Consider the following 16,396-nt stretch of genomic DNA (forward strand, 5'->3'; position numbering starts at 1 on the left):
GATCTGTTCGGCGGTGAGTTCCTGGGACATTCGTGCATTCTCGCTGGGGACGGGGGATTCTAACCCTGTACGCCGGCAGGGTGACTATCAGTGAATCGTTGGATCCAAGAATTTCTTTAGCCGTGGGCGTGGACCAGTTGGTCGCAGCCACCAGCGAACCTGGGGCCAACACGGTATACTCCCGCTCTTTTTTCCCGGAGCGACGTCATGTCCCTGCCCAGCCTTCGCCTCAAAGCCAATGCCGACCGCCGCCTGCGCGCCGGCCATCTGTGGGTCTACAGCAATGAAGTCGATGTTGCCGCGACCCCGCTGCAAGGCCTGAAGGCCGGCCAGCAGGCCATTCTCGAAGCCGCCAACGGCAAGCCGCTGGGCGTGGTGGCCATGAGCCCGAACAACCTGATCTGCGCCCGCCTGCTGTCGCGCGATGCCAAGCTGCCGCTGGACAAGTCGTTGCTGGTGCACCGTCTGAACGTGGCCCTGTCGCTGCGCGAGCGCCTGTTCGACAAGCCATGCTACCGCCTGGTGTATGGCGACTCCGACCTGCTGCCGGGCCTGGTGGTCGACCGTTTCTTCGACATCCTCGTGGTCCAGCTGGCCTCGGCCACCATGGAAGCGCACAAGGACGAAGTGATCGCCGCGCTGGTCCAGGTCCTCAAACCCAGTGGCATCCTGTTCAAGAACGACTCCGCCGCCCGCGACGCCGAAGGCCTGGAGCGTTATGTCGAGACCGTCTACGGTGAAGTGCCGGACTGGGTCGCGCTGGAAGAGAACGGCGTCAAGTTCGAAGCTCCAGTACGTGAAGGCCAGAAGACCGGCTGGTTCTACGACCACCGCATGAACCGCGCCCGCCTGGCCCCCTACGTCAAGGGCAAGCGCGTGCTCGACCTGTTCAGCTACATCGGTGGCTGGGGCGTGCAGGCCGGCGCGTTCGGCGCCAGCGAAGTGTTCTGCGTCGACGCCTCGGGCTTCGCCCTCGATGGTGTGGAGCGTAACGCCGCGCTGAACGGTATCAGCGAGAAGCTGACCTGCATCGAAGGCGACGTGTTCGAAGCCCTGCGCGAGCTGAAAGCCGCCGAAGAGCGCTTCGACGTGATCATCGCCGACCCGCCCGCCTTCATCAAACGCAAGAAAGACCTGAAGAACGGCGAGGCCGCCTACCGCCGCCTCAACGAACAGGCCATGCGCATGCTCACCAAGGACGGCATCCTGGTCAGCGCCTCGTGCTCGATGCACCTGCCCGAGGACGACCTGCACAACATCCTGCTGACCAGCGCCCGCCACCTGGACCGCAACCTGCAACTGCTCGAGCGCGGCGGCCAGGGCCCGGACCACCCGGTGCACCCGGCCATCGCCGAGACCCGCTACATCAAGAGCATCACCTGCCGCTTGCTGCCCAACAGCTAAGCTGAACCGACTGCCACAGGTTTCGCGCTACGCGACACCTGTGGCAGTCGGCTTGCCGAGTCACGACCCGGCCCAGGCGTCATGACGGCACTGCCAGCCGTCGATCCTCCCTGGGACAGCGCTCGAACCGTGCCCGATAACAGCGGGTGAAGTACGACGCCGATTCGAATCCGCACGCGACCCCCACCTCCAGCACACTCATGTCGGTCTGGCGCAGCAGCTGCCGGGCCTTGTCCAGCCGCAGCCGCAGATAGAAGCCACTGGGCGTGTCATCCAGGTGCAGGCGAAACAGCCGCTCCAGCTGGCGCCGGGTCACCTGCACGCCATCGGCCAGCACCTGAGTGTTGAGTGGCAGCTCGGTATTGCGCTCCATCTCGCCGATCACCTTCACCAGCTTCTTGTTGCGCAGCCCGTAGCGCGTGGCGATTTCCATGCGCTGGTGGTCCTGGCGCGGGCGAATGCGCCCGAGCACGAACTGCTCGGACACCTGCACCGCCAGTTCGCTGCCGTGGGCCTGGGCGATCAGGTCGAGCATCAGGTCGATGGACGCTGTGCCGCCGGCGCAGGTGATGCGGCGGCGGTCGATCTCGAACAGCTCCTGGGTCGCCTGCAGCCGTGGGTAACGTTCCTTGAACGCCTCCAGTGCCTCCCAATGCAGGGTGGCCCGGTGACCATCGAGCAGGCCGGCCTCGGCCAGTACCATGGCGCCCGTGTCGATCCCGCCGAGCACCACGCCCTCATGGTCGAGACGACGCAGCATGTGCTGCAACTTCAACCCATAGCACGCCAGGGGCTCGAAACCGGCTACCAGCAATAGCAGGCGCCCGTGTTCCCCCTCCCCCAGCGCACCGTCGGCATTCACCGACATGCCGTTGCTGGCCTGCACCGCACCACCATCCAGGCTCAGCACACGCCAGCGGTACAACGGGCCTCGGAAGCGATTGGCCACGCGCAGCGGCTCGATGGCGCTGATGAAGCCCATGGCGGAGAAGCCTGGCAGCAACAGGAAGTCTATGGTTTGCGGCATCGCGTGCTCCGCGGCAAAGGTGGTCGCCTCCGTGCAAGTGTTGGTCGCCAGGGTGCGATTTTCCACCCTGCCGCCAGCGTAGCGTGTTCTCACGGCCCGCAGAGGCCGGATCCGATAACAATACGCACTGCCGATGGAGAGCCACCATGCATCGCTTTATCCGCCGCAGCCTGTTGTCCCTCGCGCTCAGCACCACCGTAGCCACTCCGCTTTTCGCCGCCGAACCCGCCGCCTGCAAGGATGTACGCCTGGGCGTGGTCAACTGGACCGATGTGATCGCCACCAGCGCCATGGCCCAGGTGCTGCTCGACGGCCTGGGCTACCAGACCAAGCAGACCAGCGCCTCGCAGCAGATCATCTTCGCCGGGATCCGCGACAAGCGCCTGGACATGTTCCTCGGGTACTGGAACCCGATCATGACCCAGACCATCACCCCGTTCGTCCAGGCCGGCCAGGTGAAGGTGCTCGACAAGCCCAGCCTGGAAGACGCCCGCGCCACCCTCGCCGTGCCGAAATACCTGGCTGACAAGGGCCTGAAAACGTTCGCCGACATCCACAAGTTCCACAAAGAGCTGGGCGGCAAGATTTACGGCATCGAGCCCGGTTCCGGTGCCAATACCCAGATCAAGGCAATGATCAGCAAGAACCAGTTCGACCTCGGCAAGTTCCAGCTGGTCGAGTCCAGCGAGGCCGGCATGCTCGCCGCCGTCGACCGCGCCGTACGGCGCAAGGAGGCGGTGGTGTTCTTCGGCTGGGTGCCGCACCCGATGAACGTGAACATCGACATGGTCTACCTCGACGATAGCCAGGACGCTCTCGGCCCGGACGAAGGCCGCGCCACGGTGTGGACGGTGACCGCGCCGGACTATGCCCAGCGCTGCCCCAACGCCCACCGCCTGCTGGCCAACCTGAGCTTCAGCGCCGAGGACGAGAGCCGGATGATGCAGCCGCTGCTCGACCACAAGGACGCGCTGGAGTCGGCGCGCCAGTGGCTCAAGGACCACCCCGAGGACAAGGCCCGCTGGCTTGACGGAGTGACCACCTTCGATGGCAAGCCCGCCGCGGACAACCTCAAGCTCACCGCCAACTGACATTCCTCGATCGCGGGGCAAGCCCGCTCCCACGCCAGCACACGGTCTCTCTGTGGGAGCGGGCTTGCCCCGCGATAGCGACCTGACAGATACACAAGGAACCCACCATGAACCACGACGTCATCATCACCTGCGCCCTCACCGGTGCCGGCGACACGGTCGCCAAGAGCCACCTGGTCCCAGTCACGCCGAAACAGATCGCCGAGTCCGCCGTCGAAGCCGCCAAGGCCGGCGCCACGGTGGTCCACTGCCACGTTCGCGATCCACAAACCGGCCGTTTCAGCCGCGACATCAACCTCTACCGCGAGGTGATGGAACGCATCCGCGAAGCTGACGTGGATATCATCGTCAACCTCACCGCCGGCATGGGCGGCGACCTGGAGATCGGTCCCGGCGAATCGCCCATGGAATTCGGCCCGGGTACCGACCTGATCGGCCCGCTGGAGCGTCTGGCCCATGTCGAAGCGTTGCTGCCGGAGATCTGCACCCTGGACTGCGGCACCCTCAATTTCGGCGATGGCAACGCCATCTATGTCTCCACCCCGGCGCAGTTGCGTGCGGGCGCCAAACGCATCACCGAGCTGGGCGTGAAGGCCGAGCTGGAGATCTTCGACACTGGCCACCTGTGGTTCGCCAAGCAGATGATCAAGGAAGGTCTGCTGCAAGATCCGCTGTTCCAGCTGTGCCTGGGCATCCCGTGGGGCGCTCCGGCCGACACCACCACCATGAAGGCCATGGTCGACAACCTGCCAGCCGACGTTACCTGGGCCGGTTTCGGCATTGGCCGCATGCAGATGCCGATGGCTGCCCAGGCGGTACTGCTTGGCGGCAACGTGCGGGTCGGGCTGGAAGACAACCTGTACCTGGACCGTGGCGTGCTGGCCAGCAACGGCCAGTTGGTCGAGCGGGCCGCCGAGATCATCACCCGCATGGGTGGCCGCGTGCTCACCCCGGCCGAAGGCCGGGAAAAGATGAACCTCAAGCGCCGCTGATATCCCATAGGAGCCAGATATGCCTTTCATCACCGACATCAAGACCTTCGCCGCGCTGGGTAGCGGCGTGATCGGCAGCGGCTGGGTCGCTCGCGCCCTGGCCCATGGCCTGGACGTGGTCGCCTGGGACCCCGCCCCCGGTGCCGAGGCCGCGCTGCGCAAGCGCGTCGCCAACGCCTGGCCGGCGCTGCAAAAACAAGGCTTGGCACCCGGCGCATCGCAGGACCGCCTGAAGTTCGTGGCCACCATCGAGGAATGTGTGCGCGATGCCGACTTCATCCAGGAGAGCGCACCCGAACGCCTGGACCTCAAGCTCGACCTGCACGGCAAGATCAGCGCCGCCGCCAAGCCGAATGCAATCATCGGCTCCAGCACCTCTGGCCTGCTGCCCAGCGAGTTCTACGAGTCGGCCACCCACCCCGAACGCTGCGTGGTGGGGCACCCATTCAACCCGGTCTACCTGCTGCCACTGGTGGAAATCGTCGGCGGCCGCCAGACCAGCCCCGAAGCCATCGAAGCCGCGAAAGCCATCTACACCAGCCTGGGCATGCGCCCGCTGCATGTGCGCAAGGAAGTCCCCGGCTTCATCGCTGACCGACTGCTCGAGGCGCTCTGGCGCGAGGCCTTGCACCTGGTCAACGACGGTGTCGCCAGCACCGGCGAGATCGACGATGCGATTCGCTTCGGCGCCGGCCTGCGCTGGTCGTTCATGGGCACCTTCCTCACCTACACCCTGGCCGGTGGCGATGCCGGCATGCGTCACTTCATGGCCCAGTTCGGCCCAGCATTGAAGCTACCCTGGACCTACCTGCCAGCGCCGGAACTGACGGACAAGCTGATTGACGACGTGGTGGAAGGTACCTCGGAGCAACTGGGCGAACGCAGCATCGCCGCGCTGGAGCGTTATCGTGACGACACGCTGCTGGCTGTTCTGGAGGCGGTGAAGAACAGCAAGGCCAGCCACGGCATGGCCTTCGGCGACTAGGAGGAACGTCAATGCCCGCACTGATTACCTACCGCACCGCGGTACTGCCGGACTGGGTCGACTACAACGGGCACCTGCGCGATGCCTATTACCTGCTGATCTTCAGCTACGCCACCGACGCGCTGATGGAGCGCATTGGTCTGGACGCTGACATGCGGGGCCAGAGCGGGCATTCGTTGTTCACCCTGGAAGCACACATCAACTACCTGCATGAGGTGAAACTCGATACCGAGGTGTGGGTGCAGACGCAGATCATCGGCTTCGACAAGAAACGCCTGCACCTGTACCACAGCCTGCACCGGGCAGGGTTCGACGAGGCACTGGCGGCCAGTGAGCAGATGCTTCTGCACGTCGATCTGGCAGGGCCGAAGTCGGCGCCGTTTGGCGAGCATAGTGTCACGCTACTGAATAACCTGGTGGGCGAGCAGCGTGATATGCAAGCACCGCAGTTTGTCGGGCGCGTCCTGAGGTTACCTGCTGGCTGACAGATTCTGGGAACGCCTTATGCCGTGAAATGGCTGAAAAAAAACAACCCCGGAAAGCCGTGAGCGTCCGGGGCCAAGAGCGAGCAACATCCACTGTGCATGAAGTGAAGGTGACCAAACCTTCGGTGCCGTGAATGGCTTCAGTGTGCGTCCTGCCCGCCCCCTCGATTTAGCCGTAAACGACCTGTTCTTAGCCAAAGCGGCCATTACGGCAATCTGTCCTTGCCGCCCTGTCGCGTGCGTCACAGAATCGGTCGGAAACAACAGCAGCAAAGGACAACAGCCATGATGCATGCGGATCTGATCGACCAGGACGACCTGCTGGGCCAACTGCGCTCGCGGGGTTTCGACATTCCGGCCGGCGCAAGTGCCGAGCAGGCCTGCGAGGTGGTGGTGCGGGGGCTGACCGAGCCCAATGCGCGGGCGCTCAAAGGCATGGTCGAGCAGATGTACACCGGCAGCGCGACGATCCTGCCAGCGGTGCGCCAGGCCATCGACAAGCAGCTGTTACCGGCGTTGGCGCAGTACAACACGCGCGCTTGAGGCCATCGGAAAAAGTGGGCGCAAGATTTGTGGGAGCGGGCTTGCCCCGCGATTGAACCATCGCCGGGCAAGCCCGCGCCCACAAGCTCGTCAAATACGCCCGCGCCTAGAGGCGCACGCTGGCAAACGTCGACTCGTTGCGCGCCTGGCTCAGCGCCGCCATCGGCCCGCTGTGCGGTGACAGCGCCATTGCCTGCGGGATCGGCATCATTGCCACCTGCTGGGTGGTGTTCGAGCCCACACGCTCGTCACGCGGCGGAATGCCGAAGTATTCGCGGTAGCACTTGGAGAAGTGCGGCGTGGAGACGAAGCCGCACACCGAAGCCACCTCGATGATCGACATCGGCGTCTGCTTGAGCAGTTGCCGGGCGCGGATCAGGCGCAGCTTGAGGTAATAGCGCGACGGCGAGCAGTGCAGGTACTTCTGGAACAGCCGCTCGAGCTGGCGCCGCGACACCGCCACGTACACCGCCAGTTCGTCGAGGTCGATCGGCTCCTCGAGATTGGCTTCCATCAGCGCGACAATCTCCTGCAACTTCGGCTGGTTGGTGCCGAGCATGTGCTTGAGCGGCACGCGCTGATGGTCCTGCTCGTTGCGGATGCGTTCGTAGACGAACATCTCGGAGATCGCCGCCGACAGCTCGCGGCCATGGTCGCGGCTGATCAGGTGCAGCATCATGTCCAGCGGCGCGGTGCCGCCGGAGCTGGTGAAGCGGTTGCGGTCGAGGGTGAACAGGCGGGTGCTCATGTTCACCCGCGGGTAGGCCTCCTGCATCGCCGCCAGGCATTCCCAGTGCACGCTGCAATCGAAGCCGTCGAGCAACCCGGCACAGGCCAGCGCCCAGCTGCCGGTGCACACCGCGCCAAGGCGACGTGACTGGCGCGCCTGGGCTTGCAGCCAGGTGACGTGCTCACGGGTGACAGTGCGCTGGATACCGACGCCACCGCAGACGATCACGGTGTCAATCGGGGGCGCGCTGTGCATGGCCGCATCGGGGGTGATCTGCAAACCATCGCTGGCCCAGACCTGGCCACCGTCGACGGTCAGGGTATGCCAGCGGTACAGCTCGCGGCCGGACAGTTGGTTGGCCATGCGCAGCGGTTCGACCGCGGACGCCAGGGAAATGAGGGTGAAGTTGTCCAGCAGGAGAAAGCCGATGGACTGGGGTGCTGTGCGGTTCTGGGTTGGGGTCCCGGAGGTGTACGACGTCATCGCGATTTCTCCTCACACAATGCAGGGTGTGCCTCAGGCGAGCACTGTTCTTGTAATGGCCCCGTTTCGTATGCAGGGGCTTTGCCAATCTCAACGCAAATGGCATGCCTGAATTTGAACGCCCATCCAATAAAACCCAAAAACGACGTTGGCATGCGCCTTCCAGCGGCCTGGGTGATGAGCGTCAGGTAAGACGCAAACAGGCGCGCCAGCGCCTCTACGCGTCACCCCTGAGCAATTCGGTAGCACTTGTGGGAAGGTTGCCCAGATGCGACAGACTTAAGTGTCACCGACAACCAACCTGCTGGTAACGACAGGCGACGACCGGTAGATGACAACCGGTGCGCCAGAATGTGGCGCATCGGTCACATGCGGGCCAGAACGGCGCATCAGCACTCGATGACGCTGACCGCCAGGCCCCCACGGGAGGTTTCCTTGTACTTGTCGTGCATGTCGGCACCGGTGTCGCGCATGGTGCGGATCACCTGGTCCAACGAGATGAAGTGTTCGCCATCACCGCGCAGGGCCATCTGCACGGCATTGATCGCTTTCACCGCGGCAATGGCGTTGCGCTCGATGCACGGGACCTGCACCAGGCCACCGACCGGGTCGCAGGTCAGGCCGAGGTTGTGTTCCAGGGCGATCTCGGCGGCGTTCTCCAACTGCGCCGGGGTGGCGCCAAGCACGTCGGCCAAACCTGCGGCAGCCATGGCGCAAGCCGAACCGACCTCGCCCTGGCAACCAACCTCGGCACCGGAGATCGAGGCGTTCTTCTTGCACAGGATGCCCACCGCCGCCGCGCCGAGGAAGAAGTCCACAACATTGGACTCATCCACCGCATCGGAGAAACGCATGTAGTAGTGCAACACCGCCGGGATGATGCCCGCCGCACCGTTGGTGGGCGCGGTGACCATGCGCCCGCCAGCGGCGTTCTCTTCGTTGACCGCCAGGGCAAACAGGTTGACCCACTCCATGGCGCTCATGGTCGAGCCGATCACGTTGGGCTTGCCCAGCTCCTGCAGGCTGCGGTGCAGGCGGGCGGCGCGGCGACGCACATTGAGCCCGCCGGGCAGGATGCCTTCATGCTTGAGGCCGTTGTTCACGCACTCCTGCATGGCTTGCCAGAGCTTGAGCAGGCCGGCACGGATCTCGGCTTCGCTGCGCCAGACCTTTTCGTTCTCCAGCATCAATTGCGACACGCGCAGGTCGTTTTGCTTGCACAGGCGCAGCAGTTCGGCGGCGCTGTCGAAGTCGTAGGGCAGCACGGTCTGGTCGGCGTCCAGCACGCCGCTGGCGGCCTGGGCGGCATCGACCACGAAACCGCCGCCCACCGAGTAATAGGTGTCGCGGTGCAGCTCGCACGCCTCGCCTTCGGCGATCAGGGTCATGGCATTGGGGTGGTATGGCAGGTTCTCGTCCAGCAGCAGCATATCGCGGGCCCAGACGAACTCGATGGGTAGGTGGTTGTCGAGCTTGAGCACGTTGGTTTCGCGCAGGTCGGCGATGCGTGGGGTGATCTGGCTGGGATCGATGGCGTCCGGCCACTCGCCCATCAGGCCCATGATCGTGGCATTGTCGGTGCCGTGGCCGACGCCGGTGGCCGACAGCGAGCCATACAGCCTCACCTCGATGCGCCGCACCCGCTCCAGTTCGCCGCGTTCACGCAGCCCCTGGACGAACAGCGCACCGGCGCGCATGGGGCCGACGGTGTGGGAGCTGGAAGGCCCGACACCTATCTTGAACAGGTCGAACACGCTGATGGCCATTGTCGAATCACCTCTTGCTGGGCTTGTCTCTGCGCGCCAGGCGCAGGGCGGAGCAACTGCTAGGCTGAAACAGTCGAGCCGCCTTGAATGCTCGCATCATCGGGCTTTTGCCCAGCCCTTCGCCGTCTGCAACCGACGTACTTTTGTCCAGCAGCGCCGCCGCTGCACGGGCCTTTCGTGCGCCGTTTTCCAGCGGCGGGACGACGCAAAAACCGAGGTATGGGGGTGGAAAAACCCAGTTGCGACATCGTCCGTACTGGATACGACCCGTCCTGTACTGGATACGACGCCACCAGTAGGCGATTGCCGAACGCTGGAGGATTATCGAAAGCGACTCGTATTGCACGGCCTCGCATCCTGCCCTCTGCAGGCCTGGTCGACCGAAGCCCTGAGAACGCCCGGCGACCCACGCGAACCCGAAGATAAAATCACAGGAGTCCATCCATGAAAGGTTCACCCTCGCTGTTGCTGGTCGCGTTGCTGTCCGCCCCGCTGCTGGCCCAGGCCGCCGAACCCGAGCAGTGTCAGACGGTACGGTTCTCCGATGTCGGCTGGACCGACATCACGGTCACCACCGCCACCACCAGCGTCGTGCTCGAAGCCCTGGGCTACAAGACCCACACCACCATGATCTCGGTACCGGTGACCTACAAGTCGCTGGCCACCGGCAAGGACCTGGACGTGTTTCTCGGCAACTGGATGCCGACCATGGAGAACGACATCAAGCAGTACCGCGATGCCGGCACCGTCGAGACCGTGCGCGCCAACCTGGAAAACGCCAAGTACACCCTGGCCGTGCCCCAGGCCTTGTATGACAAGGGCCTGAAGGACTTCGCCGACATTCCCAAGTTCAAGCAGGAGCTCAAGGGCAAGATCTACGGCATCGAGCCGGGCAACGATGGCAACCGCACCATCCAGAAGATGATCGACGACAACGCCTTCGGCCTGAAGGACGCCGGCTTCCAGATCGTGCAGTCCAGCGAGGCGGGCATGCTGGCCCAGGTCGACCGGGCGCAGAAGCGCGAAGACGCGATCGTGTTCCTCGGCTGGGAACCGCACCCGATGAACACCCGCTTCAAGATGCAGTACCTGACCGGCGGGGATTCCTATTTCGGCCCTGACTTCGGCAAGGCCACCGTGCTGACCAACACCCGCAAGGGCTATGCACAGGAATGCGGCAACGTTGGCCAGCTGTTGAAGAACCTGTCGTTCGAGCTCAAGGATGAAAGCACCATGATGGGCTATGTCCTGGACGACAAGATGAAACCCGAAGCGGCGGCCAAGAAGTGGCTCAAGGACAACCCCGGCAAACTGGATGCCTGGCTGGCCGGTGTGACCACCGTGGATGGCAAGCCCGGCCTGGAGGCGGCCAAGGCCAAACTGACGCAATAACGCAAGACGCCATGGCAACACCGCGGGGTGGGACCGTGCCCACCCCGAACTGATTTCAATCTTTGCAGGTGGAAGCTCGCTATCATGCTTATCGATCAGAAAATACCCCTGGGGCAGTACATCGCCTCATTCGTCGAATGGTTGACCCAGAATGGCGCCAGCTACTTCGACGCCATCGCCGCAGGCCTGGAATTCATGATCCATGGGGTCACCAGCGCCCTGACCTGGTTCAACCCGTTCGTGCTCATCGCCCTGTTTGCCGCCCTCGCGCACCTGATCCAGCGCAAATGGGCACTCACCGTCTTCGTTGCCCTGTCGTTCCTGCTGATCCTCAACCTGGGTTACTGGCAGGAAACCATGGAAACCCTGGCGCAGGTCACCTTCGCAACGGTGGTCTGCGTGGTCATCGGCGTGCCGCTGGGCATCGCCGCCGCGCACAAGCCGATGTTCTATACCGCCATGCGCCCGGTGCTGGACTTGATGCAGACCGTGCCCACCTTCGTCTACCTGATCCCCACGCTCACCCTGTTCGGCCTGGGCGTGGTGCCGGGGCTGATCTCCACCGTGGTGTTCGCCATCGCCGCGCCCATCCGCCTCACTTATCTGGGCATCTGCGACGTGCCGCAGGAACTGATGGACGCCGGCAAGGCTTTCGGTTGCTCGCGCCGCCAACTGCTGACCCGCATCGAACTGCCCCACGCCATGCCGAGCATCGCCGCCGGCGTCACGCAATGCATCATGCTGTCGCTGTCGATGGTGGTGATCGCCGCTCTGGTCGGCGCCGACGGTCTGGGCAAACCCGTGGTCAACGCACTGAACACCGCCGATATCTCCCTTGGCTTCGAAGCCGGATTGGCCATCGTGCTGCTGGCCATCATGCTCGACCGTATCTGCAAGCAACCGGAGCTGCCGGTAAGGGGTGAGGCATGAGCATCATTCGTTTCGAAGACGTCGACGTCATCTTCTCCAGCAAGCCGCGCGAGGCGCTTGCCCTGCTCGACCAGGGCAAGACCCGCGAGCAGATCCTCAAGCAGACGGGCCTGGTGGTCGGCGTCGAAAAGGCCAACCTGGACATCAACAAGGGCGAGATCTGCGTGCTGATGGGCCTGTCCGGCTCGGGCAAGTCCAGCCTGCTGCGCTGCATCAACGGCCTCAACACCGTGAGCCGCGGCAAGCTGTTCGTCGAGCATGAAGGCAAGCACATCGATATCGCCCACTGCACCCCGGCAGAGCTGAAGATGATGCGCACCAAGCGCATCGCCATGGTGTTCCAGAAGTTCGCCCTGATGCCTTGGCTGACGGTGCGCGAGAACATCAGCTTCGGCCTGGAAATGCAGGGCCGACCGGAGAAGGAACGGCGCAAGCTGGTGGATGAGAAGCTCGAGCTGGTGGGCCTGACCCAGTGGCGCAACAAGAAGCCGGACGAGCTCTCCGGTGGCATGCAGCAGCGCGTGGGCTTGGCCCGGGCGCTGGCGATGGATGCCGATATCCTGCTGATGGACGAGCCGTTCTCGGCCCTCGATCCGCTGATCCGCCAGGGCCTGCAGGACGAACTGCTGGCACTGCAGAGCAAACTCAGCAAGACCATCGTGTTCGTCAGCCACGACCTGGACGAGGCGCTGAAACTGGGCAGCCGCATCGCCATCATGAAGGACGGGCGGATCATCCAGTACAGCAAGCCGGAAGAGATCGTGCTCAACCCGGCCGACGAATATGTGCGCACCTTCGTCGCTCACACCAACCCGCTCAACGTGCTGTGTGGCCGCAGCCTGATGCGTAGCCTGGACAATTGCCGACGGGTCAACGGCTCGGTGTGCCTGGATCCGGGCATCGATTCATGGCTGGACCTTGGCGAGGGCGGCTCGCTCAAGCGCGCACGCCAGGGCCAGAACGGCCTGGACATGCAGAACTGGGCGCCGGGGCAGGACGTAGGCTTGCTGGAACGCAGGCCGACTGTGGTGCACGCCGATATCGGCATGCGCGAGGCGCTGCAGATTCGTTATCAGACCGGCAACAAGCTGGTGCTGCAGGATAACGACAAGGTGGTGGGGATACTCGGGGATACCGAGCTTTATCACGCGCTGCTTGGCAAGAATCACGGGTGATTTAATTGGGGCCGCCTTGCGGCCCATCGCGGCTGAAGCCGCTCCTACAGGAGACGTGTGATCCTTGTAGGAGCGGCTTCAGCCGCGATGGGCTGCAAAGCAGCCCCAATCAATTTTTCAGCGTACGACGATCCCACGCGAAGCCATGTAGGCCTTGGCTTCCGGCACCGTGTACTCGCCAAAGTGGAAGATGCTCGCCGCCAGCACCGCGCTGGCATGCCCTTCCAGAATGCCATCGGCCAGGTGCTGCAGGTTACCCACGCCACCCGAGGCAATCACCGGAATCCCCAGTGCATCGCTGATGGCACGGGTCACACCCAGGTCGAAGCCGTTCTTCATGCCATCCTGGTCCATGCTGGTCAGCAGGATCTCGCCAGCCCCGAGGCCTTCCATCTTCTTCGCCCACTCCACCGCATCCAGCCCGGTAGGCTTGCGCCCGCCATGGGTGAAGATCTCCCAGCGCGGCGTTTCGCCAGGGCCGGAGACTTTCTTGGCGTCGATGGCAACGACGATACACTGCGAACCGAAACGGTCCGCCGCCTCGCCGACGAACTCCGGGTTGAACACCGCGGCGGTGTTGATAGACACCTTGTCGGCCCCGGCGTTGAGCAGGTTGCGGATGTCCTGCACAGTGCGCACGCCACCGCCCACGGTCAGCGGGATGAACACCTGGCTGGCCATGCGCTCGACGGTATGCAGGGTGGTGTCACGGCCATCGACGCTGGCGGTGATGTCGAGGAAGGTGATTTCGTCGGCGCCCTGCTCGTCGTAGCGCCGGGCGATCTCCACCGGGTCGCCGGCATCGCGGATGTTCTCGAACTTGACGCCCTTGACAACCCGGCCGTTGTCCACGTCCAGGCAAGGGATGATGCGCTTGGCCAGTGCCATGGTCGCTCCTCAGCCTTGGTAGTTGTCGCAGAAGGCCTGGGCCTCGGCGACGTCGAGGGTGCCTTCGTAGATGGCACGGCCAGTGATGGCGCCGATGATGCCGGGTGCCTTGGCGTCCAGCAGGGCCTTGATGTCACCCAGGTTGTGGATGCCGCCCGAGGCGATCACCGGGATGCGGGTAGCTTCGGCCAGGGCCTTGGTGAAGGGCACGTTGCAGCCCTGCATCATGCCGTCCTTGGCGATGTCGGTGTAGACGATCGCCGAGACGCCGTCAGCCTCGAAACGCTTGGCCAGGTCGATGACCTGCACGCTGCTCACTTCGGCCCAGCCGTCGGTGGCGACGAAGCCGTCTTTTGCGTCCAGGCCGACGATGACCTTGCCGGGGAAGGCCTTGCACGCTTCGGCGACGAACTCAGGCTGCTTGACCGCCTTGGTGCCGATGATCACGTAGCTGACGCCGGCCTTGACGTAGTGCTCGATGGTTTCCAGCGAGCGGATGCCACCGCCGATCTGGATCGGCAGGGTCGGGTAACGCTTGGCGATAGCCGTGACCACTTCACCGTTGACCGGCTGACCTTCGAACGCACCGTTGAGGTCGACCAGGTGCAGGCGGCGGCAGCCACCCTCGACCCATTTGGCGGCCATGCTCACCGGGTCGTCGGAGAATACCGTGGAGTCTTCCATGCGGCCTTGGCGCAGGCGTACGCAGGCACCGTCCTTGAGATCGATAGCGGGGATAATCAGCATCTTGGCAACCTGTCTTGTTCGTTGGGTTCAGGGCTTTTCGAGCGCCCACAGGTCGCTTTCGATGCTCTCGAACCGCTCCTTGAGGTGCAGCTGAACATCGGCAATCGCCCTGTTGTAGTAGTGGGGTGCAATTTCCTTGCTGAACAGCTCGAGGACCTCGGCCACCTCGAACGACCCCAGCTCCAGCTCGAAGCGGTCTTCGAGGAAGCGCTTGAGCGTGTCGAGCGCCTCGCGCTCCTGCTCGGGGGCCAGCGTGATGATCGGGGCCTTGGTCTTCGATCGGCTCATTTACCAGCGCCCGTCCCAGGCGACGAAGTTCTGCAGCAGCTGCAGGCCATGGGTATGGCTTTTCTCCGGGTGGAACTGCACGGCAAAGCGCGAGCCATCGGCCAGCGCGGCAGCGAAATCGACGCCATAGTGGCCGCGACCGACCACCTGGCCCGGCTTGCCGGCATTGATGTAGTAGCTGTGCACGAAATAAAAACGCGCGCGATCCGGAATGTCGTGCCACAGCGGGTGGTCGTTGCTCTGGCTGACTTCGTTCCAACCCATGTGCGGCACCTTCAGGTGCTCGCCGTCTTCCTTCAGGTCTTTACCGAAGAAGCGCACCTGGCCGGGGAACAGGCCGATGCAGTCGACGCCGTCGTTTTCCTCGCTGTGCTCAAGCAGCGCCTGCATGCCCACGCAGATGCCGAGGAACGGACGGTCCTGGCTGACCTCGCGCACCAGGCTGTCGAAGCCCAGGCGGCGGATCTCGGCCATGCAGTCGCGAATCGCGCCGACGCCGGGGAACACTACACGGTCGGCTTCACGAATCACCGCGGCGTCGCTGGTCACCAGCACCTTGCCGGCGCCCACGTGCTCCAGGGCCTTGGCCACCGAGTGCAGGTTGCCCATGCCATAGTCGATTACGGCTACCGTCTGCATTTACAGGCATCCCTTGGTGGAAGGCATCTGCCCGGCCATGCGCGCATCCTGCTCGATGGCCATGCGCAATGCGCGGCCGAAGGCCTTGAACACGGTCTCGATCTGGTGGTGGGTGTTGTGGCCACGCAGGTTGTCGATGTGCAGGGTCACCAAGGCATGGTTGACGAAGCCCTGGAAGAACTCCTGGAACAGGTCGACATCGAAGCCGCCGACACTGGCCCGGGTGTACGGCACGTGCATCTGCAGGCCCGGGCGGCCGGAAAAATCGATGACCACGCGCGACAGCGCTTCGTCCAGCGGCACGTAGGCATGGCCGTAGCGGTAGATACCTTTCTTGTCGCCGATGGCCTTGGCGAAGGCCTGGCCGAGGGTGATACCGACGTCCTCGACGGTATGGTGATCGTCGATATGCAGGTCGCCCTTGCACTCGATGTCCAGGTCGATCAGCCCATGTCGGGCGATCTGGTCGAGCATGTGTTCAAGGAAAGGCACGCCGATTTCAAATCGGGCCTTGCCGCTGCCATCGAGGTTGATCGAGCACTTGACCTGGGTTTCCAGGGTATTGCGCTCGACGGAAGCCTTACGTTCGACCATCACCAGCTCCGCAAAATCATTGGGCGAAAAGGGCTCCATTATAGGCCCAGAACGCGCCGGCTTGAAACGCGGATGACATATGGCAGGGCAAGCAATTGCGGGGGCCTGAGGGATCTACAGGTCTATACAAGCAGATTTTTCTGTTGGCCCCATCGCGGGGCAAGCCCGCTCCCACGCCAGATCGTGGGAGCGGGCTTGCCCCGCGATGGGGCCCTTGAAACCAGCCAATCAACCGGC

17 protein-coding genes are annotated in these 16,396 nt (G+C 63.8%); 9 read left to right on the forward strand and 8 right to left on the reverse strand.

What is annotated here, in order from left to right; translation table 11 throughout:
- Window positions 1–207 precede the first annotated feature (207 nt).
- Window positions 208–1,404: a class I SAM-dependent rRNA methyltransferase gene (locus ABZO33_RS01260; protein ID WP_414534543.1), complete on the forward strand. Its 1,197-nt coding sequence runs from the start codon at window positions 208–210 to the stop codon at window positions 1,402–1,404.
- A 79-nt stretch (window positions 1,405–1,483) separates the two neighbouring features.
- On the opposite strand, the gene ABZO33_RS01265 is transcribed toward ABZO33_RS01260, so the two are convergent.
- Window positions 1,484–2,431 (reverse strand): GlxA family transcriptional regulator, encoded by a 948-nt coding sequence (locus tag ABZO33_RS01265; RefSeq protein WP_414534544.1) that lies wholly within the window; start codon window positions 2,429–2,431, stop codon window positions 1,484–1,486.
- 146 nt (window positions 2,432–2,577) lie between these two features.
- On the opposite strand from ABZO33_RS01265, the gene choX reads away from it, so the two are divergent.
- The 5 genes from choX to ABZO33_RS01290 all read left to right on the forward strand — a co-directional run bounded on the left by choX (window position 2,578) and on the right by ABZO33_RS01290 (window position 6,527).
- Window positions 2,578–3,522: a choline ABC transporter substrate-binding protein gene (gene choX, locus ABZO33_RS01270; RefSeq protein WP_414534545.1), complete on the forward strand. Its 945-nt coding sequence runs from the start codon at window positions 2,578–2,580 to the stop codon at window positions 3,520–3,522.
- 107 nt (window positions 3,523–3,629) lie between these two features.
- Window positions 3,630–4,514: a 3-keto-5-aminohexanoate cleavage protein gene (locus tag ABZO33_RS01275; protein ID WP_414534546.1), complete on the forward strand. Its 885-nt coding sequence runs from the start codon at window positions 3,630–3,632 to the stop codon at window positions 4,512–4,514.
- Window positions 4,515–4,533: 19 nt separating this feature from the next.
- Complete coding sequence (locus ABZO33_RS01280) at window positions 4,534–5,499, forward strand: L-carnitine dehydrogenase (RefSeq protein WP_414534547.1); 966 nt, start codon at window positions 4,534–4,536, stop codon at window positions 5,497–5,499.
- An 11-nt stretch (window positions 5,500–5,510) separates the two neighbouring features.
- The gene (locus ABZO33_RS01285) at window positions 5,511–5,984 is read left to right on the forward strand and encodes a thioesterase family protein (protein ID WP_414534548.1); all 474 of its coding nucleotides are present in this window, start codon (window positions 5,511–5,513) and stop codon (window positions 5,982–5,984) included.
- Between the two features lie 285 nt (window positions 5,985–6,269).
- Window positions 6,270–6,527 (forward strand): hypothetical protein, encoded by a 258-nt coding sequence (locus ABZO33_RS01290; protein WP_031315015.1) that lies wholly within the window; start codon window positions 6,270–6,272, stop codon window positions 6,525–6,527.
- A gap of 106 nt (window positions 6,528–6,633) precedes the next feature.
- Here ABZO33_RS01290 and ABZO33_RS01295 read toward each other — a convergent pair whose 3' ends face one another.
- Together ABZO33_RS01295 and ABZO33_RS01300 are read right to left on the reverse strand one after the other, a co-directional pair.
- Window positions 6,634–7,740, reverse strand: a complete 1,107-nt coding sequence (locus ABZO33_RS01295) for a GlxA family transcriptional regulator (protein ID WP_028688457.1) — start codon at window positions 7,738–7,740, stop codon at window positions 6,634–6,636.
- Window positions 7,741–8,129: 389 nt separating this feature from the next.
- Window positions 8,130–9,506 carry an L-serine ammonia-lyase gene (locus ABZO33_RS01300; protein WP_414534549.1) on the reverse strand — a complete coding sequence of 459 codons (1,377 nt, stop codon included), beginning with the start codon at window positions 9,504–9,506 and terminating at the stop codon, window positions 8,130–8,132.
- A 444-nt stretch (window positions 9,507–9,950) separates the two neighbouring features.
- Between ABZO33_RS01300 and ABZO33_RS01305 the strand changes: the two genes are divergently transcribed.
- From ABZO33_RS01305 to choV, 3 genes are all read left to right on the forward strand, one after another.
- On the forward strand, window positions 9,951–10,898 hold the full coding sequence (locus ABZO33_RS01305) for a choline ABC transporter substrate-binding protein (RefSeq protein ID WP_414534550.1): 948 nt from the start codon (window positions 9,951–9,953) through the stop codon (window positions 10,896–10,898).
- Between the two features lie 81 nt (window positions 10,899–10,979).
- Window positions 10,980–11,828, forward strand: coding sequence for a choline ABC transporter permease subunit (choW, locus tag ABZO33_RS01310; RefSeq protein ID WP_172402369.1), 849 nt, complete (start codon window positions 10,980–10,982; stop codon window positions 11,826–11,828).
- On the forward strand, window positions 11,825–13,003 hold the full coding sequence (gene choV / locus ABZO33_RS01315) for a choline ABC transporter ATP-binding protein (RefSeq protein ID WP_023629857.1): 1,179 nt from the start codon (window positions 11,825–11,827) through the stop codon (window positions 13,001–13,003). Before choW ends, choV begins: the two co-directional genes overlap by 4 nt.
- Before the next feature lie 117 nt (window positions 13,004–13,120).
- Here choV and hisF read toward each other — a convergent pair whose 3' ends face one another.
- The 5 genes from hisF to hisB are packed head-to-tail and all read right to left on the reverse strand — an operon-like array spanning window position 13,121 to window position 16,159.
- Window positions 13,121–13,891 carry an imidazole glycerol phosphate synthase subunit HisF gene (gene hisF, locus ABZO33_RS01320; RefSeq protein WP_023629858.1) on the reverse strand — a complete coding sequence of 257 codons (771 nt, stop codon included), beginning with the start codon at window positions 13,889–13,891 and terminating at the stop codon, window positions 13,121–13,123.
- Window positions 13,892–13,900: 9 nt separating this feature from the next.
- On the reverse strand, window positions 13,901–14,638 hold the full coding sequence (gene hisA, locus ABZO33_RS01325; RefSeq protein WP_046853804.1) for a 1-(5-phosphoribosyl)-5-[(5-phosphoribosylamino)methylideneamino]imidazole-4-carboxamide isomerase: 738 nt from the start codon (window positions 14,636–14,638) through the stop codon (window positions 13,901–13,903).
- Between the two features lie 27 nt (window positions 14,639–14,665).
- A complete protein-coding gene (locus ABZO33_RS01330; RefSeq protein ID WP_414534551.1) occupies window positions 14,666–14,926 on the reverse strand; it encodes a DUF2164 domain-containing protein in 261 nt (86 codons plus the stop codon).
- A complete protein-coding gene (gene hisH, locus ABZO33_RS01335; protein WP_414534552.1) occupies window positions 14,927–15,565 on the reverse strand; it encodes an imidazole glycerol phosphate synthase subunit HisH in 639 nt (212 codons plus the stop codon). It abuts the gene before it with no gap.
- Entirely contained in the window at window positions 15,566–16,159 is a 594-nt protein-coding gene (hisB, locus tag ABZO33_RS01340) for an imidazoleglycerol-phosphate dehydratase HisB (RefSeq protein WP_414534553.1), read from the reverse strand.
- Between the last annotated feature and the right edge of the window lie 237 nt (window positions 16,160–16,396).

It is taken from the genome of Pseudomonas sp. CAM1A, assembly GCF_047501685.1.
In the GTDB taxonomy this organism is placed as follows: Bacteria; Pseudomonadota; Gammaproteobacteria; order Pseudomonadales; family Pseudomonadaceae; genus Aquipseudomonas.